General features: G+C 71.8%; 21 protein-coding genes and 1 pseudogene. 8 read left to right on the top strand and 14 right to left on the bottom strand.

Annotated features, from left to right (window positions below):
• Nucleotides 1-3 precede the first annotated feature (3 nt).
• Nucleotides 4-1203, bottom strand: coding sequence for an anhydro-N-acetylmuramic acid kinase (locus tag BLV96_RS34505; protein ID WP_208608397.1), 1200 nt, complete (start codon nt 1201-1203; stop codon nt 4-6).
• A 140-nt stretch (nt 1204-1343) separates the two neighbouring features.
• Between BLV96_RS34505 and ftsY the strand changes: the two genes are divergently transcribed.
• On the top strand, nt 1344-2615 hold the full coding sequence (ftsY, locus tag BLV96_RS34500; RefSeq protein ID WP_086679960.1) for a signal recognition particle-docking protein FtsY: 1272 nt from the start codon (nt 1344-1346) through the stop codon (nt 2613-2615).
• Here the strand turns inward: ftsY and BLV96_RS34495 are convergent.
• A complete protein-coding gene (locus BLV96_RS34495; protein ID WP_086679958.1) occupies nt 2612-3427 on the bottom strand; it encodes a hypothetical protein in 816 nt (271 codons plus the stop codon). The genes ftsY and BLV96_RS34495 overlap by 4 nt on opposite strands.
• Nucleotides 3428-3616: 189 nt before the next feature.
• Between BLV96_RS34495 and BLV96_RS34490 the strand changes: the two genes are divergently transcribed.
• Nucleotides 3617-4117 carry a GNAT family N-acetyltransferase gene (locus BLV96_RS34490; RefSeq protein WP_086679956.1) on the top strand — a complete coding sequence of 167 codons (501 nt, stop codon included), beginning with the start codon at nt 3617-3619 and terminating at the stop codon, nt 4115-4117.
• 88 nt (nt 4118-4205) lie between these two features.
• On the opposite strand, the gene BLV96_RS34485 is transcribed toward BLV96_RS34490, so the two are convergent.
• Complete coding sequence (locus tag BLV96_RS34485; protein ID WP_086679954.1) at nt 4206-4982, bottom strand: IclR family transcriptional regulator; 777 nt, start codon at nt 4980-4982, stop codon at nt 4206-4208.
• 112 nt (nt 4983-5094) lie between these two features.
• Here BLV96_RS34485 and aceB point away from each other — a divergent pair, with 112 nt between their 5' ends.
• Together aceB and BLV96_RS34475 are read left to right on the top strand one after the other, a co-directional pair.
• Nucleotides 5095-6672 carry a malate synthase A gene (gene aceB / locus BLV96_RS34480; RefSeq protein ID WP_086679952.1) on the top strand — a complete coding sequence of 526 codons (1578 nt, stop codon included), beginning with the start codon at nt 5095-5097 and terminating at the stop codon, nt 6670-6672.
• The gene (locus BLV96_RS34475) at nt 6672-7859 is read left to right on the top strand and encodes a DUF6986 family protein (protein ID WP_086679950.1); all 1188 of its coding nucleotides are present in this window, start codon (nt 6672-6674) and stop codon (nt 7857-7859) included. The genes aceB and BLV96_RS34475 overlap by 1 nt, the downstream gene beginning before the upstream one ends.
• A gap of 30 nt (nt 7860-7889) precedes the next feature.
• Here the strand turns inward: BLV96_RS34475 and BLV96_RS50035 are convergent, their stop codons facing one another.
• The 4 genes from BLV96_RS50035 to BLV96_RS34460 all read right to left on the bottom strand — a co-directional run bounded on the left by BLV96_RS50035 (nt 7890) and on the right by BLV96_RS34460 (nt 11115).
• Nucleotides 7890-8039, bottom strand: coding sequence for a hypothetical protein (locus tag BLV96_RS50035; RefSeq protein ID WP_158104201.1), 150 nt, complete (start codon nt 8037-8039; stop codon nt 7890-7892).
• A 127-nt stretch (nt 8040-8166) separates the two neighbouring features.
• The gene (locus BLV96_RS34470) at nt 8167-9291 is read right to left on the bottom strand and encodes a DUF2786 domain-containing protein (protein ID WP_086679948.1); all 1125 of its coding nucleotides are present in this window, start codon (nt 9289-9291) and stop codon (nt 8167-8169) included.
• Nucleotides 9292-9313: 22 nt separating this feature from the next.
• A complete protein-coding gene (locus BLV96_RS34465) occupies nt 9314-9796 on the bottom strand; it encodes a MarR family winged helix-turn-helix transcriptional regulator (RefSeq protein ID WP_244180692.1) in 483 nt (160 codons plus the stop codon).
• A 2-nt stretch (nt 9797-9798) separates the two neighbouring features.
• A complete protein-coding gene (locus tag BLV96_RS34460; RefSeq protein WP_086679944.1) occupies nt 9799-11115 on the bottom strand; it encodes a PucR family transcriptional regulator in 1317 nt (438 codons plus the stop codon).
• Nucleotides 11116-11236: 121 nt separating this feature from the next.
• Here BLV96_RS34460 and BLV96_RS34455 point away from each other — a divergent pair, with 121 nt between their 5' ends.
• The 4 genes from BLV96_RS34455 to pucD are packed head-to-tail and all read left to right on the top strand — an operon-like array spanning nt 11237 to nt 16150.
• Nucleotides 11237-12100: an FAD binding domain-containing protein gene (locus tag BLV96_RS34455; protein WP_086679941.1), complete on the top strand. Its 864-nt coding sequence runs from the start codon at nt 11237-11239 to the stop codon at nt 12098-12100.
• Nucleotides 12091-12558 (top strand): (2Fe-2S)-binding protein, encoded by a 468-nt coding sequence (locus BLV96_RS34450; RefSeq protein ID WP_086679939.1) that lies wholly within the window; start codon nt 12091-12093, stop codon nt 12556-12558. Before BLV96_RS34455 ends, BLV96_RS34450 begins: the two co-directional genes overlap by 10 nt.
• Nucleotides 12555-13895, top strand: coding sequence for an 8-oxoguanine deaminase (locus BLV96_RS34445; protein ID WP_086679937.1), 1341 nt, complete (start codon nt 12555-12557; stop codon nt 13893-13895). Before BLV96_RS34450 ends, BLV96_RS34445 begins: the two co-directional genes overlap by 4 nt.
• Entirely contained in the window at nt 13892-16150 is a 2259-nt protein-coding gene (pucD, locus tag BLV96_RS34440; protein ID WP_086679935.1) for a xanthine dehydrogenase subunit D, read from the top strand. The genes BLV96_RS34445 and pucD overlap by 4 nt, the downstream gene beginning before the upstream one ends.
• On the opposite strand, the gene BLV96_RS34435 is transcribed toward pucD, so the two are convergent.
• The 7 genes and pseudogenes from BLV96_RS34435 to BLV96_RS51475 all read right to left on the bottom strand — a co-directional run.
• Complete coding sequence (locus BLV96_RS34435) at nt 16143-17717, bottom strand: glycoside hydrolase family 27 protein (RefSeq protein ID WP_086679933.1); 1575 nt, start codon at nt 17715-17717, stop codon at nt 16143-16145. The two genes, pucD and BLV96_RS34435, sit on opposite strands and share 8 nt — an antisense overlap.
• A gap of 102 nt (nt 17718-17819) precedes the next feature.
• On the bottom strand, nt 17820-18404 hold the full coding sequence (locus tag BLV96_RS34430) for a TetR/AcrR family transcriptional regulator (protein WP_482746378.1): 585 nt from the start codon (nt 18402-18404) through the stop codon (nt 17820-17822).
• A gap of 192 nt (nt 18405-18596) precedes the next feature.
• Nucleotides 18597-19478: a factor-independent urate hydroxylase gene (gene pucL, locus BLV96_RS34425; protein ID WP_086679929.1), complete on the bottom strand. Its 882-nt coding sequence runs from the start codon at nt 19476-19478 to the stop codon at nt 18597-18599.
• 3 nt (nt 19479-19481) lie between these two features.
• Nucleotides 19482-19799, bottom strand: a complete 318-nt coding sequence (gene uraH / locus BLV96_RS34420; RefSeq protein WP_086679927.1) for a hydroxyisourate hydrolase — start codon at nt 19797-19799, stop codon at nt 19482-19484.
• Nucleotides 19796-20248, bottom strand: coding sequence for a 2-oxo-4-hydroxy-4-carboxy-5-ureidoimidazoline decarboxylase (gene uraD, locus BLV96_RS34415; RefSeq protein ID WP_086679925.1), 453 nt, complete (start codon nt 20246-20248; stop codon nt 19796-19798). Before uraD ends, uraH begins: the two co-directional genes overlap by 4 nt.
• Before the next feature lie 55 nt (nt 20249-20303).
• Complete coding sequence (locus BLV96_RS51575) at nt 20304-20762, bottom strand: helix-turn-helix domain-containing protein (protein ID WP_425266206.1); 459 nt, start codon at nt 20760-20762, stop codon at nt 20304-20306.
• A 39-nt stretch (nt 20763-20801) separates the two neighbouring features.
• Nucleotides 20802-21032: pseudogene (locus BLV96_RS51475) on the bottom strand (helix-turn-helix domain-containing protein); the annotation flags it as partial.
• Between the last annotated feature and the right edge of the window lie 113 nt (nt 21033-21145).

The following is a 21145-nucleotide window of genomic DNA, read 5'->3' as shown; positions in this document are numbered from 1 at the left end:
CTGTCATCCGTTCTTCTCCGCGACTCGCAACCGCGTCACGGTGCCCCCCAGCGGGGCGGGAAGGATCAGGGGCCCGGCGCCCGGGACGAGCGCGCCGAGCAGGCGCGGTCCGCGGGCACCGGTCGCCGACGGGACGCTACCGGGTACGCCGCACCAGGTGAGCCAGCCCAGCAGGGCGGTGAGGTAGGCCTCCTTGCCGTCGCCGGGCAGGCCGAGGTCGTCGCTGGTCTTGAGCACCGCGGAAGGCAGGCGCCGCGTCAGCGCCGTCATCAGCGCCGGGTTCGCGACCCCGCCGCCGGACGCGACGACCGTCGTGACGCCGTGGCGCAGGCACTGGTCGGCGACGGTCACCGCGGTGAACTCGGTCAGCGTCGCCAGCAGGTCGCCCGGGTCGACCGGCGGCAGCCCCGCGAGGGCGGCGTCGAGGTAGGGCGCGTTGAAGTGCTCCTTGCCGGTGGACTTCGGCGGCGCGGCGGCGAAGTACGGGTCGGCGAGCAGCCGGAGGAGCAGGTCGGAGCGCACCGAGCCGCCGAACGCGAGCCGCCCGTCGACGTCGCTGCGCTGCCCGGCGACGCGGTAGGCGGCGATGTCGAGCAGCGCGTTGGCGGGCCCGGTGTCGTAGGCGATCGCCGGCTCGTCCCCGGCGACGACGGTGATGTTCGCGATCCCGCCGAGGTTGAGCGCGGCGACCGGGTGGCCGGTGTCCTGGGCCAGGCCGCGCAGCCACAGCTGGTCGAGCGTGCTCGCCAGGGGAGCGCCGTGGCCGCCCGCGGCGACGTCGCGCGTCCGCAGGTCGGCGACCACCGGCAGCCCGGTGCGTTCGGCGATCCAGGCCGGCTGGCCCAGCTGCAGCGTGCCGCGGACGTGGCCGTCCTCGACCCAGTGGAAGACCGTCTGGCCCAGCGAGGCGACGAGGTCGGCGCTGCCGCCGGCCAGTTCTTCGGCGCCGCGGGCGGCCGCGTCGGCGAACGCCTGGCCGACGCCGGTGTCGAGCCGCGTCAGCTCGCCGGCGGTGCAGGGGTTCGGCGGCAGCGCGGCCAGGAGGGCTTCGCGCAGCGGTTCCGGGTACGGGACCTCGAGCTCGCCCAGCGGAGTCAGGACCACGGTGTCGTCTTCGGCGCGTAGGTCGGCCGCGGCCACGTCGATGCCGTCGACCGACGTGCCGGAAAGCAGGCCGATCACCCGATACCCGTGCGTCCCCATCCGGAGGGGTTTAGTGCAGGCACGCCGTGTGACGCAACCCACGTGGTGAAGTCTTGGCCCAATCGGGATCAACGTCGTTACGAATTGCCTGTGCGGACGGGGTGTCCGGGACCGCGCGGTGCGGATGAAAGGATGGGCGGGTGTCGAGCACCTGGTTCCTGTTCGTAGTCGTCGCCGTCGTCGTGCTGGTCGCCATCCTGGTGACCGGCCTGCTGGTCGCGCGCAAGCGCCGGATCAGCCTGGACGCGAAGCGCGAGGTCGAGGAGAAGCCGAAGGGCGGCTCCTACGCGGCGAGCGGGGGCATCGCGCTCGCGCCCGGCGGGACGGCCGAACACCCCGTCGAAGACCGGCCGGAAACCGACGGCCAGCCCGCCGTGGGCGACGACGCCGCCGTGCCGCGCGACTCGGCGCAGCGCACGGTCCGCGACGTCAAGCTGCCCGAAGCGCCTTCGGAAGCCGCCCCGGTCGTCGAGGAGATCGAGCCCGCGACCGGCCGCATGGAGCGGCTGCGCGGCCGGCTGTCGAAGTCGCGTTCGGTGTTCGGCACGAGCCTGCTGGGCCTGCTCGGCGCGGGCGACCTCGACGAGGACTCCTGGCAGGACGTCGAAGACACGCTGCTGATGGCCGACCTCGGCGCGGCCACGACGACCCAGATCGTCGACCGCCTGCGCGACGAGCTGTCCCGGCGGGCGATCCGCTCGTCGGCCGAGGCGCGCGAGGTGCTGCACGAGGTCCTGACGGCGCAGCTGTCGACGGACAGCGAGCGCGCGGTGCGGGCGCTGCCGCACATCGTCGACGGCCAGAAGCAGCCCGCGGTGGTCCTGGTGGCGGGCGTGAACGGCACGGGCAAGACGACGACCACGGGCAAGCTGGCCCGCGTCCTGGTGGCCCAGGAGAAGACGGTGGTGCTGGGCGCGGCGGACACGTTCCGCGCGGCGGCGGCCGACCAGCTCCAGACGTGGGCCGAGCGCGTGGGCGCGGAGGTCGTCCGCGGCAAGGAGGGCGCGGACCCGGCGGCGGTGGCGTTCGACGCGGTCAAGCGCGGCGTGGACACGGGCGTGGACGCGGTCCTGGTCGACACGGCGGGCCGGCTGCACACGAAGACGGGCCTGATGGACGAGCTGGGCAAGGTCAAGCGCGTCGTGGAGAAGCAGGCGAAGGTCGACGAGGTCCTGCTGGTCCTGGACGCGACGACCGGCCAGAACGGCCTGATGCAGGCGCGCGTGTTCGCCGAGGTCATCGACGTGACGGGCATCGTGCTGACGAAGCTGGACGGCACCGCCAAGGGCGGCATCGTGTTCCAGGTGCAGAAGGAGCTGGGCGTGCCGGTGAAGCTGGTCGGGCTCGGCGAGGGCCCGGACGACCTGGCGCCGTTCGAGCCCGGTGCGTTCGTGGACGCCCTGCTGGGCTAAGCGATCGGCTTCCCGCTGGACCAGTCGTAGAGGGTCTCGCCGAGCTTCAGGGCGGCGCTGTGGAACGGACACAGGCCGTTCGCGCCGGCCCGGACCGTGCACCGGGGTCCGAGGTCGGCGGTCGCCGCCCGGCACCGCTGAGCCTCGCCGGCCGAGGCCGCCTGGGCGAGAGCTTTCGCGTGGGCTCCCACCTTGGCGGCAGCATCCAGGCGCGCCTGGATCCCGGGCACTTCCGGGAGCTGCCGCGGCGCAGTGACCGGCTTCTGCGGCGCGATCTGGAACGGGCCGGCGCCATCGGGCCGCAGGAGCCCGAGCTGCCCGAGGAGGTCCGGCGTCGGCGCGGCGGTCCGGATGGTCAGCTGCTCGGTCCGGTTGCTCGCCACCCAGTGCCGTACCCCGCCGACGCCGCGCAGCACCGGCTTGCCGCCGGAGTTCGGGGGAGGATCGAGGACCAGCGCGCCGATCAGGTAGTCGCCGCGGGGCAGCGTCAGGTGTGCGGCCTCGCCGAGCAGCATCGGCACGATCACCCCGGAGGTGCGCTCGCCGGCGAGGGGTGTCGCCTGGAAGGTCAGCAACACCCGCTGCCCGCTCGACGGCAGGTGCCGCACGACGATGTCGATGTCGCTGGTCACGTCGCCGAGCCGGTGCCGCGGGGGCGCGTCCGGAGGCTCCGGAACGACGACGGTCTTCCGCCGTCGGTCGTCGAACCGGTCGACGAGCCGGTCCGCGCCCTTCTCGGCGAGCCGGCCGATGAAGACGTCGGCGGCCTTCTGACCCGCCCAGGCGAGCGGCGCGACGAACAGTTCGAGCATTCTTCCCCCTCCGGCCCGGAGACCGATTTTACCAGGTCAGAGGCGGAAAACGGCGTCCCGTGGGAGCGAAAACCGGGTGACGGCCGGCCCGGACCGGCGCAGAATCCCGGTATGCCCGGTTGACGCCCGTCCGCTCGTTCCCCTCCTCGACGTGACGTCCTTCGCCCGTCACGTCGAGAGGAACCGATCATGACCACCATCCACGGCGACCGGGTCGTCCTGCGCCCCGTCGCCGCCGGGGACCGCGCTCGCCTGCGCGAGATCCTCGCCACGCCGGAAGTCGCTCGCTGGTGGGGCGACCCGGACCAGGAGACCGAAGGGCTCTACACCGTCGAAGACGGCTACTCGCCCTACGCCATCGAGCTGGACGGCGAAGTCGTCGGCCTGATCCAGAGCTGCGAGGAACTCGACCCGCAGTACAAGCACGCGGGCATCGACATTTCGGTGCACCCGGACTTCCACGGCCGCGGCGTCGGCACGGACGCGCTGCGCACCCTGGCCCGCCACCTGCTGGACAACGGCCACCACCGGCTGACGATCGACCCGGCGGCGGCCAACGAGACGGCGATCCGGGTGTACACGAAGGTGGGATTCCGTCCGGTCGGGCTCATGCGCAACTACGAGCGTGCCCCGGACGGCACCTGGCACGACGGCCTGCTGATGGACTTGCTGGCCGGGGAACTCGGCTAGCGGGCCGCTTCATGGCGACGAGCTGCTCGGCGAGCACGTCGGACATGCACACAGGGTAGCGGCCGGATGCGATCGGTCACCGCTCGCGTCAGACCGTCACCGCCGACTGGGACAGGCTCGCGCCCAGGGCGTCGGCCACCCGCTGCACCGCCGGGGCGATGTGCGCCACCGCCTCGGCGGTCAGCCGGCCCGACGGGCCCGACACCGAAACCGCCGCCGGCACCGGCGCCCCCGGTACCGCCACCGCCACGCACCGGACCCCCAGCTCCTGCTCCGCCTCGTCCAGCGCATACCCCTGCGAAGCGATCCGCGAGAGCTCGACCGCCAGCGCGTCCGGGTCGGTGAACGTGTGCTCGGTGTACGCCGGCATGCCCGTGCGCGAAAGCAACGCCCGCACGTCCGGCTCGGGCAGGTGCGCCAGCATCGCCTTGCCCACTCCGGTGCCGTGCGGCAGCAACCGCCGTCCGACCTCGGTGAACATCCGCATCGAGTGCTTCGAAGGCACCTGGGACACGTACACGACTTCGTCGCGCTCCAGGACCGCCAGGTTCGCCGTCTCGCCGACCTCCTCGACCAGCTCCGCCAGCAGCGGCCGCGCCCACGCGCCGAACTGCATGCTCGCGTTCTCGCCCAGCCTGATGAGCCGCGCGCCCAGTGCGTAGCGGCGGTTCGTGTTCTGCCGGACGTACCCGAGGTCGACCAGGGTGCGGATGAGCCGGTGGATCGTCGGCATCGGCAGCCCGGACAACGTCGCCAGCTCGGACAGGCTGGCTTCGCCGCCGGTGTCCGCGAGGTGTTCCAGCAGCTCGAAGGCGCGCTGCAGGGACTGGACGCCGCCGTCGCGACCGTTCTTCTCCGCCGGCACGGTGGCCCTCCTTACGTCGGCGTTGAGGTTCCGCTATGCAGAAACTATAGTCCGGCTGGTAGAAAACCGTAGGGCCGTTATCCAAGATTCCGAACCTTCGAGGTGTTTCCCCATGTCTTCTGAAGTCCAGGTGCTGGGCGAGCCGGTCGAGCGCGGCGACGAGATCCTCACCGCGGAGGCGCTCGACTTCCTCGCCGGCCTGCACGACGCCTTCGCCGCCCGCCGCGACGAGCTGCTCCAGGCTCGCGGCAAGCGCCGCGAAGAGGCCCGGACCACCGGCCGGCTCGACTTCCTGCCGGAGACCCAGGAGATCCGCGACGGCGACTGGCAGGTCGCCGGCGCCCCGCCCGCGCTGCGCGACCGCCGCGTCGAGATCACCGGGCCGACCAGCCGCAAGATGACCATCAACGCGCTCAACTCCGGCGCGAAGGTCTGGCTCGCCGACCTCGAGGACGCCAACACGCCGCACTGGGCGAACGTCGTGTCCGGCCAGGTCAACCTCTACGACGCGATCCGCGAGACGATCACCCTCGAGAGCGGCGGCAAGAGCTACGCGCTCAAGGACGACGTCGAGCACGCCACGATCGTGGTCCGCCCGCGCGGCTGGCACCTGCCCGAGCGCGGCCTGTCCTTCGGCGGCCGCGAGGCCGTCGGCGCGCTCGTCGACTTCGGCCTGCACTTCTTCCACAACGCGGCCGAGCTGCTGAAGCGCGGCAAGGGCCCGTACTACTACCTGCCGAAGATGGAGAGCCACCTCGAAGCGCGGCTCTGGAACGACGTCTTCACCCACGCCGAGAAGACGCTCGGCATCGAGCACGGCACCGTCCGCGCGACCGTGCTGATCGAGACCATCCCGGCCGCGTTCGAGATGGAGGAGATCCTCTACGAGCTGCGCGAGCACGCGTCGGGCCTCAACGCCGGCCGCTGGGACTACCTGTTCAGCGTGATCAAGTACTTCCGCGACGCGGGCGAGAAGTTCGTGCTGCCGGACCGCAACTCGGTCACGATGACCGCGCCGTTCATGCGCGCCTACACCGAGCTGCTCGTGCGCACCTGCCACAAGCGCGGCGCGTTCGCGATCGGCGGCATGGCCGCGTTCATCCCGAGCAAGGACCCCGAGATCAACAAGGGGGCCTTCGAGAAGGTGCACGCGGACAAGTCCCGCGAGGCCGGCGACGGCTTCGACGGCTCCTGGGTCGCGCACCCGGGCATGGTCGAGCTCTGCGCGGAGGAGTTCGACAAGGTCCTCGGCGACAAGCCGAACCAGCTCGAGCGCACGCGTGACGAGGTGAGCGTCACCGCCGACCAGCTGCTGGACGTCGCTTCGACGCCGGGTGGCGCGACGGCGGCCGGCCTGCGCGCCGCGGTCGACGTCGGCGTCCGCTACATCGCGTCCTGGCTCGGCGGCAACGGCGCGGCGGCGATCCACAACCTGATGGAAGACGCGGCGACGGCGGAGATCTCGCGGTCGCAGATCTGGCAGTGGGTCAAGAACGGGACCACTTTGGACAGTGGCGACGTCGTGACGGCGGAGCTGGTGCGCGGCGTCCTGGCCGACGTCCGCGGCGAGCTGACCGGCGAGGTCGCCGCCGACCTGCTGGTGCCGGCGATCGAGCTGTTCGAGCAGGTCGCGCTGGCCGACGAGTTCCCGGACTTCCTGACGCTGCCCGCGTACGAGCGGATCAAGTAGTGCGCCTGCCCGAGGACGTCTACGACGCCGCCGACGCGCGCTTGGCCGAGGCCGACGCGCGCGTCGCGGCGTCGTACCCGGGGGAGCGCCCGGGGCGGCAGCCGGTGCACACGGTGTACGTCCCGGCGTCGCGGTACAAGACGCGCCTGGTCGCCGACTGGGGCAAGCAGGCGATGCGCGTGTTCATCGAGCACGGCGACCTCCTCGGCGTCGGCGAGGACGTGTTCGAGCGCGTCCGCGCGAAGCTGCTGACCGAGCCGATCGAGGACCTGCGCATCGACTTCGAGGACGGCTTCGGCCGCGTCGCCGACGACGTCGAGGACGCGGCGGCGCTGGCGGCCGGCCAGACCCTGGCGACGACCGGCGGGACACCGTTCTCGGGCATCCGCTTCAAGAGCTTCGAAGCGGCGACGCGCCGGCGTGGCGTCCGGACGCTGGACCTGTTCCTCACGGGACTCTTGGAACACGGGCCGCTGCCCACGGGTTTCGTCGTGACGCTCCCGAAGGTGACGGCGATCGAGCAGGTGTCGGTGGCCGCGGAAGTGCTGGCGCGCCTCGAATCCGCGTACGGGCTCGCCGAGGGCACGCTGCGCTTCGAGGTCCAGATCGAGACATCCCAGTCCATTGTGGACACCGACGGGACGCTGTCGGTCCCGCGGATCGTCCAGGCGGCGGCCGGCCGGTGTTCGGGGCTGCACTACGGGACGTACGACTACAGCGCCGGGCTCGGCATCGCGGCGGCGTACCAAAGCATGGAGCACCCGGCGGCGGACCTGGCGAAGGGCCTGATGCAGGTCTCGGCGGCGGGCACGGGTGTCCGGCTGTCGGACGGATCGACCAACAAGCTCCCGCTCGGCGACGCGCTCCCGGACGCGTGGGCCGAGCACCTCAGGCTGGTCCGCCGGTCCCTGGAGCGCGGGTTCTACCAGGGCTGGGACCTGCACCCGCACCAGCTGCCGACGCGTTTCGCGGCGACGTACACGTTCTACCGCGAGGGGTTCCCGGCCGCGGTGGAGCGGCTGCGGGCGTACGCGGAGAAGCAGTCCGGGGGAGTGTTGGACGAACCGGCGACCGCGCAGGCGCTGGCGGTGTACCTGCTGCGCGGGCTGGACTGCGGCGCGCTGGACGAGAGCGAGCTGTCGTTCGGGCGCCCGGAGCTGGAGAAGTACGCTCGCAGGGAGAGCTGAGGGAGCACTCCGCCGGAGTGCTCCCTCGCACTACTCACGAGCCGGCCGGCGCAAGGTCACGAAGGCCGGCACGATGAGCTGACCCGCGATCGCCCCGCCCGCCGCCCACGCCGAAAGCCCCGCCGGGGCCGCCGTCAACGTCAACGCCGGACCCAGTGCGGCTCCGAGCACGACCCCCACCTCCCGGATGGTGCCGAGCAATCGACGGGTCCGGCCGGGTGGTACCGCCACTTCGGCGTTCACCGCGGACGTCTCGATCCGGACGCGCGCGAACGGCCGCGACCAGCTGGTGAAGATCTTCCTGTAGTCACTCGCCGAGCCGGGCGCGGTCGGCGGCCTCGCGGCCCGCGTCCCAGCCTTCGGCGCTGCGGACAGTCACCGATTTGCTGACCACCGAGGGAAAGAGCGTGGTGAAGGCCGACTCCACCGCCAGGTCGTGCGACGCCAGCGCCGGCAGCAGCCGGTCCGGGGCGGGCGACTCCGCGATCGCCGCTTCGGCGGCCCGGTCGAGCCGCTCGCCGACGCGCGTCGCGTAGGAGACGAGGAACGACTTCCGGAACGCCCGGTCGCGGCCGGCGGGGTCCGCGATCATCGCCCGTGTCGCCTGGACCAGCAGGGATGTGGTCAGCAGCGCGACCGCGTCCAGATCGTCCTCGTCGCCGACCACGGTCACGAAGTCCCAGCGCGGGTCGAAGACAGCCCGGCAGCGGTTGGCCTTCGCGACCACGTGGACCAGCAGCGACTTCGCGTCGACGTACGGGGTGTCGAGCCAGATCCGGCGGGACGCGGGCACGTCGGGCACGGCTTCGACCAGCACGCGGTCGAGGGCGTGCCGCGTCATCAGCTCCTGCGCCTTCGCCGAAAGCGCCTCGGCCTCCTCCGGGAACGAGCTCGACTCGGCTTTCGCCAGCAGGGCGCGAACGCGGCTCAGCTTCTTCTCGTCCACCGTGTGGCGGGCCGGTGCCGCGGTGCCCGGCGGCGTCAGGACGGGCAGGGTCATCAGGAAGCCGAGGGCTTCGATGACGGAGGTCAGCGCTTCGGCCGGGGTCAGGATGTGCTTCGCCGCCCACTGCGTCAGGTGCGGCTCGGAGTCCGTCCACCAGCGGGCCGCACCCTGGTCGTGCGCGGCCAGCGTGTCGAGCGCGAAGGACCGGGCGAACTCGTCGACCCGCCGCCGGGCCGCCTGGTCGAGGTCGTCGGGCAGCCAGCCGCTCCGGGCGACCCGGGAGATCACCTGGTGCCCGGCCAGCCGCGCGCCTTCGGCCGCCCCGGCCGGCAGGTCGAGGCCGGGCACCAGCCGGTCCGCACGTGCCGCGCCGCGAACACCCCGCGCGGTCGCGGAGGCGGCGGTCAGCAGAGCGTCACGGAATTCCTCGGCGGTCCCGGGCCTCGGGGTCTCCCCGGCCGGAACGCGTCGCTTCTGCTTGCCCACCGGGCGAGTGTGCCGCAGCCCGCTAACGCAGCCGCGGCAGGGCGTCCCGTGCGAAGTGGCTCAAGATCCGCAGGTCCTCCGCGAACCGCTCCCGGTCCTCCGGTGGCAGCGGCTTGACGAAGAACTGCTCGATGTTCTCCACGTGCACCCGGCTGGCCCGCACCGTCGTCTCCTCGCCCAGCTCCGTCAACCGCACCAGCTGGACGCGCCCGTCGCGCGGTGACGGTGTCCGGGTCACCAGCCCCAGTGCCGACATCCGGTCGACCAGCCGGGTCGCCCCGCCCGTCGTCAGCACCTGCTCCTGGGCGATCGACCGCATCGTCAGCCCGTCCTGGCCCGTGCGGCCGACGATCAGCAGCACCTCGTACATCAGGTGCGTGATCCCGCATTCGCGCTCCAGTGCGCGCCCGAGCAGGTACTCCAGCCGGTTCGCCGCGCCCTGCAGCCGCCCGAACGCGAGCACCCTCGGGTCGTACCCGGCCTGCTGTGCCGACGTGATCTCCACACTCACTCCTCCATGCGCAACGCGAGGTAGACGTCGAGCTGGTCGGTGAACTCCGTCAGGTCCGCCCCGAGCAGCTCGCCCGCCCGGCCGATGCGGTAGCGCAGCGTGTTGACGTGGACGTGCAACGCCTTCGCCGCGCGCGTCGGCGAGCCCGAGCACTCCAGGAACACCCGCACCGTGTGCACCAGGTCCGTGTGCTGCTCGGCGTCGTAGGCCAGCAGCGGTCCGAGCACCCGGCGCCGCAACGCCGCGCGCAGCCCCTCCGGGGCGCCCGCCAGCAGCAGCCGGTGCGGGTCGACTTCGGCGGCCGGGACCACCACGACGCGGCCCGCGCGCCGGGCCGCCACCGCCAGCGCGTACCCGGCGACCTCCCGCGCCTCGCCGGGTTCGCCGACACCGCAGAGGATCCGCGGCGCCCGCAGCAACGGCTCCACAGTGGACAGATCGGTGACCGCCGAAGCGGGCCAGTGGCCCGTCGCGTACGAAGTGTCCCCTGTGGACTCCAGCAGGACGCCGTCCGGCAGCAGCTCGCGCAGGACGTCCGCGCTCTCGTCGCTGCCTTCGGTCCGCAAGGCGACAACGCGCGCTTCGCCGGGCAACTCGGCTTCAGGCGTGGCAGCACGCGCTCGCGTGACCCCGACGAGCCCCGCGAGCTCCTCGGCCAGCTCCGCCTGCGCGGTGCTCAACGGCCCGCCGACGGCGATCAGCCACGGCACGGCGTGCCGCCCCTCGACCGGGACCACGGTCAGCGACCCGGCCTCCTTCGCCGCGTGGCGCCGGATGACGTCGGCCGCCGCCACCGGCAGCGGCGCCGTCCCGGCGACCACCCGGCCCAAGCCCGACAGCACCCAGCACGGCAGGCCCAGCTCCGCCGACGCGCGTTCCAGAAGCGTCTCGACCGGCGCGTCCGCCGCGGCCTGCAAACGTTTGCGCGCGCTCTCGGACGCGGCCGCGAGCGCCAGCACCACCTGCTCGGTGATCACCGAGAACGACAGGTCGGTGGGCACTTCCAGCAGCGGGATCCGGTGTCGTTCGCAGGCGTCGGTCACGTCGGCCGGGATGCCGCCGGAGTCGGCGCCGGACGCGGCCAGCGCCGCCGCGCCCGCCCGGGCCAGCGCGGCCACGAACGGTTCGGCGTCGCCCGGGCGCCGCCACCAGAGCAGGCCGGACAGCACCAGTTCACCCGCGGACAGGTACCGTCCGGGGTCGGGCAGCTCCGTGACGTAGATGCGCGTCACCGGCCGGTCGAGCAGGTCGGCCCCGGCCAGCGGGCGCAGCCGCAGCCCCGGCAGGCCGAGCAGAGTTTTCACGGTCGTCATGAGGCTTGTAGGAAAGCACAAACGCCGGGGGTTTCGCTCCTGTGCGTTTCATGCGTGGTGCCGTTGCCGCCCGGACCGGGTTCGGCGTCTACTGGTCTATCGCCCTCACAAAGGAGCACGAGTGGAGTTCCTGCGTCCCACGACGCTCGCCGAGGCCCTGGCTCTGAAGGCCGAGCGGCCCGACGCCGTGCCGATCGCCGGCGGCACCGACGTCATGGTCGAGCTGAACTTCGACCACCGGCGCCCGGACGCCCTGCTGGACCTGACCACGGTCGGCGAGCTGACGGAGTGGTCCACATCGGACGGCACGGTCCGGCTCGGCGCCGGAGTCCCGTACAGCCGCGTCATCGCTGAACTGGGTGAATCCGTCCCGGCGCTCGCCATGGCGTCGCGCACGGTCGGATCGCCGCAGATCCGCAACCGGGGCACGGTCGGCGGCAACCTCGGCGCCGCGTCGCCCGCCGGCGACACCCACCCGGTGCTGCTGGCCCTCGACGCGCGGATCGAGGTGGCCTCCGTCCGGGGGAGCCGGATCCTCCGCGCGGAGGAGTTCTACGTCGGCGTGAAACGCCACGCGCTCGAACCGGACGAGCTGATCACCGCCGTCCACCTGCCCGCGCACGCCGGGCCACAGCAGTTCGCCAAGGTCGGCACACGCAACGCCATGGTCATCGCGGTCTGCTCGTTCGGGCTCGCCCTGCGCGACGGCCGCGTCGGGGCCGCGATCGGGTCCGCCGCGCCGACCCCGCGCCACGCCCGCGAAGCCGAGGAGTTCCTGGCCGCCGAGCTGCCGTGGGGCTCCTCCGAAGCGTTGCCCGACTCGCTGAAACGGCGCTTCGGCGAGTTAGTGGCCGAAGCGACGTCGCCGATCGACGACGTCCGCGGCAGTGCGGCGTATCGGAAGCACGCGCTCGGGGTACTCGCGCGGCGAACGTTGACCTGGGCTTGGGACGAACACCGGACGGGGGAGCGCGCATGCGCCTGAATGTCACGATCAACGGCGAGAAACGCGAGGCGGACGACGTCTGGGAGGGCGAAAGCCTCCTTTACGTCCTGCGCGAGCGGCTCGGCCTGCCGGGCTCGAAGAACGCTTGTGAGCAGGGCGAATGCGGCTCCTGCACGGTCTACCTCGACGACGTCCCGGTCTGCGCCTGCCTGGTCGCGGCCGGGCAGGCCGAGGGCCGCGTGGTCCGCACGGTCGAGGGACTGGCCGACGGCGACACGCTCGACCCGGTCCAGCAGTCCTTTGTGGACGCCGGTGCCGTGCAGTGCGGGTTCTGCACGCCGGGCCTGGTCGTCGCCGCGCACGACCTGCTCAACCGCGTCCCGGATCCCTCCGACGAGGAGATCCGCGAGGCCCTCGCCGGCAACCTCTGCCGCTGCACCGGGTACGAAAAGATCCTCGACGCGGTGCGCGCCGTCGCGAAGGGCGGTGTCGCGTGAAGACCCTCATCGCGAACGCGGCGATCGCCACCGTCAGCGGTCCCGAGCACGAGTCCGGGTACGTGGTCGTCGAGAACGACCGGATCGCCGAAGTCGGCGAAGGCGTCTACACGGGCGAGTTCGACGAGCGCGTCGACGCCTCGGGCTGCCTGGTCACGCCGGGCCTGATCAACACCCACCACCACCTCTACCAGTGGGCGACCCGCGGGCTGGCCGCGGACCACACGCTCTTCGAGTGGCTGGTCGCGCTCTACCCGGTCTGGAAGCGCCTCGACGCGGAGGTCACGCACGCCGCGGGCACGGCCGGGATGGCGCGGCTGGCGCTGACCGGCTGCACGACCGTCGCCGACCACCACTACGTCTTCCCGCGCGACGGCGGCGACCAGGTCGCGGCGCTGGCCGCGGCCCGGCAGCGGATCGGCGTCCGGCTGCACGTGGTGCGCGGGTCGATGGACCGCGGCGAGTCCGACGGCGGCCTGCCGCCGGACAACCTCGTCGAGTCGACCGAGGACGCGCTGACCGGCACCGAAGCGGCGATCGCCCGCTTCCACGACGCCGCGCCGGAAGCCCACCTGCAGATCGCCGTGGGTCCGTGCTCGCCGTTCTCGGTCACCGAACGGCTGATGTCCGGCGCGGCCGAGCTGGCCCGCCGCAAGGGCGTCCGCCTGCACACGCACCTCGCCGAGACCCTCGACGAGGAGAAGCAGTGCCTGGAAGAGGTGGGTTGCACGCCCGCCGAGTACGCCGACAAGCTCGGGTGGCTCGCCGACGACGTCTGGCTCGCGCACACCGTCCACCTCGCGCCCGACGCGATCCGCCGGTTCGGCGCGACCGGCACCGGCGCCGCGCACTGCCCGACGTCCAACGGCCGCCTAGGCTCCGGCATCGCCCCGGTCCGCGACCTGCTCGACGCGGGGGTGGCGGTCGGCCTCGGTGTTGACGGGGCCGCGTCCAGCGAGTCCGGCGGCCTCGCCGAAGAGCTGCACCAGGCGTTGCTGCAGGCCCGCCAGCGCGGCGGCCCGCGTGGGCTGACCACGCGTGAGGCGTTGTGGATGGGCACGATGGGCGGCGCGCGCTGCCTGGGCCGCGCCGACGACCTGGGCTCGATCGAGCCCGGGAAGCTCGCCGACCTCGCCGTCTGGGACCTGACCGGCCTGAACTACGCCGGCATCGCCGACCAGGTCGCGGCGCTGGTGCTGGGCACGACCCCGCCGCTGCGCCGGCTGTTCGTCGGCGGCAAGGCCGTCGTCGAAGACGGCACCCTGCGCGAGGCCGACGAATCCGAGATCGCCCGCGAGCTGGCGGCCGCGAGCGCCCGGCTGAGGGAGGGCAGATGACCACCACTTCCGTCACCACGCAGACCGCGAACGGCGTCGGCGCGTCACCCCGCCGCCCCGACGGCACGGTGAAGGTGCGCGGCGAGTTCGCCTACTCCTCGGACCTGTGGCACGAGGACATGGTGTGGGGCGTGACGCTGCGCAGCCCTCACCCGTACGCGCGGATCACCGGCATCGACCTCACCGACGCCTTGAAAGTGCCCGGCGTCCACGCGGTGCTGACCCACGAGGACGTCCCCGGCGTCAACCGCTACGGCCTGGAGCACGCCGACCAGCCGGTGCTCGCGTCCGACGTCGTCCGCTACCAGGGCGAACCGGTCGCGCTGGTCGCCGCCGACCACCCGGAGACCGCGCGCCGCGCGATGAAGCGGATCGTCGTTTCCTACGAAGAGCTTGCGCCGGTGACGGACTCCGAAGCGGCTGTCGCGGGTGTTGGGCCTTCGTTGCACGACGGCGGCAACGTCGTCCGGCACGTGAAGATCCGCCGCGGCCCGCAAGATGCCGCCGCCGACGTCGTCGTCTCGGGTGTCTACGAGGTCGGCATGCAGGACCAGGCGTTCCTCGGGCCGGAGTCGGGGCTCGCCGTGCCGGACACCGAAGGCGGCGTCGATCTGTACGTCGCGACGCAGTGGTTGCACGTCGACCAGCAGCAGATCGTCGCCGCGCTGGGCCTGCCGGTCGAGAAGGTGCGGTTGACGCTCGGCGGCGTCGGCGGCGCGTTCGGCGGCCGCGAGGACCTGTCGATGCAGGTCCACGCGTGCTTGCTGGCGCTGCACACCGGCAAGCCGGTGAAGATGGTCTACAACCGCGAAGAGTCCTTCTACGGCCACGTCCACCGCCACCCGGCGAAGATGTACTACGAGCACGGTGCCACTTCCGACGGCCGGCTCGTCTACGTGCGCACGCGGCTGTACCTCGACGGCGGCGCGTACGCGTCCTCGACCGGTGCGGTGGTCGCGAACGCGGCGACTCTGGGTGTCGGTCCGTACAAAGTGGACAGTGTGTCGGTCGACTGCTGGGGCACGTACACGAACAACCCGCCGTGCGGCGCCATGCGCGGCTTCGGCGCGGTGCAGGCGGCGTTCGGGTACGAGTCGCAGATGGACAAGCTCGCTCTCGCGTGTGGCGTGGACCCGGTCGAAATCCGCGTCCGCAACGCCATGAGCGAAGGCGACCTGATGCCGACCGGCCAGGTCGTCGACGCGGAAGCGCCGGTCGCCGAGCTGCTGGGCCTGGTGCGGGACAAGCCGATGCCGCCCGAGCGGCCCTTCGACCTGCGGCACATGCCGGGCGGGGTGTCGAACACGACGCACGGCGAAGGCGTCGTCCGCGGGGTCGGGTACGCCGTGGGGATCAAGAACGTCTGCTTCTCCGAAGGCTTCGACGACTACTCGACGGCCCGGGTGCGCCTGCAGCTGGTCGGCGGCGAACCGGCGGCGACCGTGCACACCGCGGCCTGCGAAGTCGGCCAGGGCCTGGTGACGATCATGCAGCAGATCGTGCGGACCGAACTGGGCGTCGACCAGGTGACGGTCCTGCCGATGGACACCTCGATCGGCAACGGCGGCTCGACGTCGGCGTCGCGCCAGACCTACGTCACCGGCGGCGCGGTCCAGGCCGCCTGCGCGGCGGTGCGGGCGCGGCTGCTGTCCCGGTTCGACCAGCGGGTGCGGGTGGTGGGCGGCAAGCTCGTCGCGGCCGACGGCCAGGTGGTCGCGGACCTGGTGGACGTCCTCGCCGACGACGTCTACGACGAAACGATCGAGTGGCGGCACCGGCCGACTTCTTCGTTGGATCCGGAGACCGGGCAGGGGAGCGCGCACGTGCAGTACGCGTTCGCCGCGCACCGGGCGGTCGTCGACGTCGACACGGAACTGGGCCTGGTCAAGGTGGTCGCGCTGGACTGCGCCCAGGACGTCGGCAAGGCGCTGAACCCCCAAGCGGTGCTGGGCCAGATCCAGGGCGGTTCGGCGCAGGGGCTCGGGCTCGCGGTGATGGAGGAGATCCAGACCTCCGGCGGGAAGATCCGGAACCCCTCCTTCACCGACTACCTGATCCCGACGGTCCTGGACATGCCGCCGATGAGCATCGACGTCCTGGAGCGCCCGGACCCGCACGCGCCGTACGGCCTGCGCGGGGTCGGCGAGCCGCCGACGATCTCGTCGACCCCGGCGATCGTGGCCGCGATCCGGGCCGCGACCGGGCTCGCGCTCACGCGCGTCCCGGTCCGGCCGGAGCACCTGACCGCTACTTGAGCTGCCAGTTCTGGTTGGCGTCGTCGTTGCAGCCCCAGAGTTCGAGCTGCGTGCCGTTGACGTTGCCGGCGGGCTTGTCGCCGCCGGTCACGTCGACGCACAGGCCGGTCTGGGTGCCGGTGATCGAGCCGTCGGGGTTGAGCTTGAACTTCTGGTTCGCGCCGCCGTGGCACGTCCAGACGATCAGCTTGGTCCCGGCGGTCGTGCCGCCCTCGTTGGCGTCGAGGCAGAGGCCGTTGGCCTTCAGCTCACCCGCGCTGGTGAACGTCCAGGACTGGTTCGGTCCGCCGTCGCAGTCCCAGATGTCGACCTTCGTGCCGGGCGTGGTGACGTTGCCGTTGATGTCGATGCAGCGTGACGACGACGCGCCCTGGAGTGCTTTCGCCGGGTTGCCGCCGCTCGCGTTGGGCGTGACGCGGTAGATGACGGTGCCGTGCGAAGGGACGTTCGCGCTGATCGTGCCGGTGCTGGTGGTCTGCTCCTTGGACCACAGGTTGGTGAGCCGGTAGCTCGACGCGGCGGGCAGCCCGGCCGCGGCGGTGGTCGTCGAGACGGTCTTCGTGGTGCCGTTTTCGTTGAACAGCACGACGGCGACGTCCCCGTTCTGCAGGGGCTTCTTCAGGACGTCGAGGCCGCCGCCGGACGAGATCCGGGTGGCCTGCTTGCCGAGCGGGTCCTGGTCGACGGCGATGACGTCGGCGTTGAGGTAGGTCGAGAAGGTGGCGACGCTGGCGCTGCGGAGGTCGGCGCCCGCGATCAGCGGCGCGGCCATGGCGGCCCAGAGCGTGAAGTGGGCGCGGTCCTCCTGGAAGTCCATGCCGTCCCCGACTTCGAGCATGTCGGGGTCGTTCCAGGCGCCGGGCTTCGCGGCCGAGGCGAGGCCGACGTTCTGGCGGTAGATCGAGTCGATGCTGCCCCAGTTGTTGGTGATGTCGCCGGTGGTGCGCCACAGGTTGCCGACGTCCGGCGCCCAGGTCGAGGGTGAGAAGTTGCCCCATTCGCAGATGCTGTAGGCGATCGGGCGGCCGGTGGCCTTGAGCGCGTCACGCATCGCGGAGTAGCGGCGCACGTAGTCCTGCTGGTTTTCCCCGGCGGGGCTGCCGCAGTTGTCGTACTTGAGGTAGTCGACGCCCCAGCTCGCGAAGCTGTTCGCGTCGGCCTGCTCGTGGCCGAGGCTGCCGGGGTAGTGCTGGCAGGTTTCGCTGCCGGCGCTCTCGTAGATGCCGAACTTCATCCCGCGGGCGTGGATGTAGTCGCCGAGCGCCTTGAGGCCGCTGGGGAACTTCGCGGAGTCGGCGACGAGGTTGCCGTTGCCGTCCCTCGTCCGGGTCATCCAGCAGTCGTCGAGGTTGACGTAGGTGTAGCCGCGGTCGCGCATCCCCGAGCTGACCATGAGGTCGGTGGTCTGCTTGACGAGCGTCTCGTTGATGTCGCACTCGAAGGTGTTCCAGGTGTTCCACCCCATGGGTGGCGTTCTCGCGAGACCGTTTTCGAGGGCCTGCGCGGGTGGGCCGGCCAGCCCGATCGCGGCGACGGCGGTGGCGAGGACGGCGAGGACTCGGCGCATGGGCAGCTCCAACCGACAGCGGTGGGGGAGGAGAAATTGCAGCTTCCGTGTCCACTGCTGCGCGGTCAAGCGCCATCTTGAGTATTTGTGTTGGATTCCCGACTAAAGTTGTGTGCTTTCTTGCTGGAGTCGCCGGGCGACCTCGACGGTCGCGGCGCCCGCGACGGCCATGGCCTCGGTGTCCCGCAGCGAGCGGCAGAGGACGAAGGCGCCTTCGAGGTTGTTGACGGCGGTGATGGTCAGCGTCCTCGCGGCGGTTTTGGTGAGCCCGAACTTCCCGAACTTCTCGGTCCCGGCGTCGATCCAGGCGGTGAAGACGTCGGCGGTGGCCTGCCGCAGCGGTTCGTTGGTGGAGGCGACCTCCAGGGCGACGGTCGCGATGGGGCAGCCTTCGACGTAGTCGGTGGCTTCGAGGGTGGCGATCCCGGCGGCGAAGAAGGCTTCGACCCCGCTGACCAGATCGGGCGCGGGCGCGATGAAGAGGTCGAAGAGCTGGATGTAGGCGAACCCGGAGGTCCGGACGACTTCCGCCCCGAGCTGTTCCTTGCCCCCGGGGAAGAAGTGGTAGAGCGACCCGAAGGGAGCGTTCGCCTCGGCGACGATCTGCTTCAGCCCGGTACCGCTGTAGCCGTTGCGCCGGAAGAGTTCCGCGCCGGCGGCCATGATCCGTTCCTTGGTCCCTGCCACGGGATCGAGGATACGCGGTCGTTAGAGCGTTCTACCGAGTCCGGCTTGTCCACACCCCCCTCGTGATGTGGACAAGCCGGCCCCGGAGCGGGCTTTTCACGGGTCCTGTCGCCCACCCCCGATACACTGGGTGCGGGGCCGGTCCCCCGGAGAGGGCGGGGGCTGCGTTGGGGGCGGCGGTCCGCCCCGCGGCTAGTGGATGTCCCAGGCCGGGCCCGGGTCCTCGGCGTCGTCGCGCAGGATCGTGCCCTCGATCAGGCCGTACGGCCGGTCCGCCGCGTAGAACACCTCGTTGTCGTTCTTCAGCCCGAACGGGCTCAGGTCCACGAGGAAGTGGTGCTTGTTCGGCAGCGACAGCCGGACTTCGGCGACCTCTTCACGGGCTTTCAGTACCGATTCGCCCATCGCGTACAGCGTCTGCTGCAGCGAAAGGCTGTGCTTCGTCGCGAACGTCTCCAGCATCAGCCGCCGGATCTCGCGGTGACTCTCGGCCCAGTCGACGTCCTCGCCCTCGTAACGCCACTTCGCCGTCACGGCGGTCGCGAGGATGCGGTCGTCGGTCTCGGCGAGCGTCGTGTACTGGTCGCGCGGGAAGCCGTGGAACTCCGAACCCGTGGACTTGAGCAGCGTCAGGCCGTCGATGCCGGACACGACCCACGCGCGACCGTCCCGGATCGAGACGGCCGTGGTGCGCCGTTCGTCGCCGGAGCGGCTGAACGCGTGGTCGTGCGGCTCGCCGCCGACGGCGATCCGGTCCCAGCCGTGCTCGTCGACCTTGACCCGCGCGCCGGTGATGTTGCCCTGCGTGCCGGTGAAGTGCCGCGCGAGGCGCAGGGCGAAGTCCTCGATCTCGCCGACCGGCGCTTCCTTCGCAAAGGCGTACACGGTGTTCTTCTGCGTGTCGGTCGCGAGCACGCCGGCGTTGTCGCCGGTGAGGTGCGTCGCGGCGAGCTCGCCCCGCAGCGACGTCGACACGGTCAAGTCCTTGAGGTGGTGCACGGGGCCGTCGCGGCGCACCGTCACCAGGCGGACCTCCGCCTTGCCGTACTGGTTGGGGCCCAGGGTGATGGCCACGGTTCAGCTCCCTCGGTAGGTCGAATAGGCGAACGGGCTGAGCAGGAGCGGCACGTGGTGGTGCGCGGTGCCGTCGGCGATCCGGAACGTGAGCGTCACTTCCGGGAAGAAGGCGTCCGGGCCCAGGTAGGCGCCGGTGTCGAAGACCAGGCGGTAGACGCCGGGCTCGAGGGTTTCCGGGCCGAGGTCGCGGATGCGGCCGTCGTCGTCGGTGCGCCCGTCGGCGATCGGCTTCCCCTCGGCGGTTTCGAACCGGACGGCGATGCCGGTGGCGGGGCGCCCGGTCGCCGTGTCGAGGACGTGGGTGGTCACGAGGCTCACGCGGTCACCGCTTTCGCGAGTCGGAGTTCGGCGATCTTGAGGAGTTCCCGCCCGGCGACGGCCAGTTCGGTCGCGGGATCGTTGTCCAGCCGTTCCCGGAGGATCTTCAGCAGCTCTTCGCCGCTGCGGCCACTGGCGCAGACGAGGTAGACGTGGCCGAACTTGGCTTCGTACTCGGCATTCGCGGCGGCGAAGGCGTCGGCATTGTCCACACCGGACTGTTCCGAGCGCGCCCAGCCGTCCGCCGGCTTTTCGCCGATCCGCGGGTGGGCGGCCATGGCCTGCCGGATTTCGTCGCCGCTCAGCGGACGGTCGGCAGCGGCCGTCAGCGCGTCCAGGTCGGCGTACGGCCGGTTTTCGGCGATGGCGTCCACCCAACGGGGGACGGCGAGGCAAGCCGTCAGCAGCGGCCGGACGTCGTCGGCGGTGTTGAACTCGGTGAGCAGCACGGCCTGACCGTACGTCGGTGCCGGAGTTCCGTCAACATTTTGTTGAAAGCGCTGGTCAGTCGGCTTCCCGGTTGAGGTAGTTGTAGACGGTGAACCGCGTGACGCCCAGCGCGTCGGCCACCGAGGAGACGGATTTCCGCAGGCCGAAGGCCCCGCGTTCCCGCAGGATCCGCACGGCCCGCTGCTTCCCGGCGCGGTCGAGTTCGCCCAGCCTGGCGCCCATTTCACGTTCGAGGTCGGCGATGAGCCGGGCCAACGCATCGGTCAGCTCGACGACGGTTTCCGGCGTGCCGGCGGTGCTCGTGCCGCGCGGTCCGGCCGTTGCTCCCGGCGTTCTCACGCTGGTTGGGTCGGAGGCCATGTCCGCGTCGGTCGGCTCGGCGGCCGTGCCTGCGCCGCGCGGCTCGGCGGCCGTGCTTACGCCGGCTGGTTCGTCGGCACCGGCCCGGCTCACTCCGGCCGGTCCGGCGGCCCTGCCTGTGTCGGCTGGTTGGTCCACATCGGCCCGGGCCACTCCGGCCGGTCCGGCGGCGTCGGCCGTGTCCGTGCCGGCGTGGCGCACCTGCAGCGTCACCTGCGTCGCGCCGCCCTCGAGCGCTGCCTTCGCGATGGCCGGAATGGCGTCGAGCAGAGCCTTCGCCTCGCCCCTCGCGAGCGTCCCGAGCGGCCCGAAGTCGGTCTCCAGCCCCGCTTCCACCGCGGCGTCGCGCGCGGCGAGCGCGTGCTCGGGCGGCGCACCTTCGCCGCGGAACGGTTCGCTGGTGAACTCCGCTTCCAGTCGCACGAGGATGACCGTAACGCGCCGCGTCCGTCGTTGACGAGCGGCGCGCGCCGTGGTTACTGTCGTTGTGCGAAACCGTCTTTCCGTTCTGTGGAATCGATGGTGCTCATCCTCCC

Origin of the sequence: Amycolatopsis pretoriensis (assembly GCF_900107925.1) — a bacterium.
GTDB lineage: Bacteria > Actinomycetota > Actinomycetes > Mycobacteriales > Pseudonocardiaceae > Amycolatopsis > Amycolatopsis pretoriensis.
Note: the sequence above shows the minus strand (reverse complement) of the source record. Positions and strands in the feature narration are given on the sequence as shown.

Excerpts from the sequence above, each read along its gene's own strand:
- aceB (WP_086679952.1), top strand. The coding sequence starts at position 5,095 with ATGTCTTCTGAAGTCCAGGTGCTGGGCGAGCCGGTCGAGCGCGGCGAC.
- BLV96_RS34505 (WP_208608397.1), bottom strand. The coding sequence starts at position 1,203 with ATGGGGACGCACGGGTATCGGGTGATCGGCCTGCTTTCCGGCACGTCG.
- BLV96_RS34460 (WP_086679944.1), bottom strand. The coding sequence starts at position 11,115 with ATGACGACCGTGAAAACTCTGCTCGGCCTGCCGGGGCTGCGGCTGCGC.
- BLV96_RS34495 (WP_086679958.1), bottom strand. The coding sequence starts at position 3,427 with ATGCTCGAACTGTTCGTCGCGCCGCTCGCCTGGGCGGGTCAGAAGGCC.
- BLV96_RS34490 (WP_086679956.1), top strand. The coding sequence starts at position 3,617 with ATGACCACCATCCACGGCGACCGGGTCGTCCTGCGCCCCGTCGCCGCC.
- BLV96_RS34450 (WP_086679939.1), top strand. The coding sequence starts at position 12,091 with ATGCGCCTGAATGTCACGATCAACGGCGAGAAACGCGAGGCGGACGAC.
- BLV96_RS34435 (WP_086679933.1), bottom strand. The coding sequence starts at position 17,717 with ATGCGCCGAGTCCTCGCCGTCCTCGCCACCGCCGTCGCCGCGATCGGG.
- pucD (WP_086679935.1), top strand. The coding sequence starts at position 13,892 with ATGACCACCACTTCCGTCACCACGCAGACCGCGAACGGCGTCGGCGCG.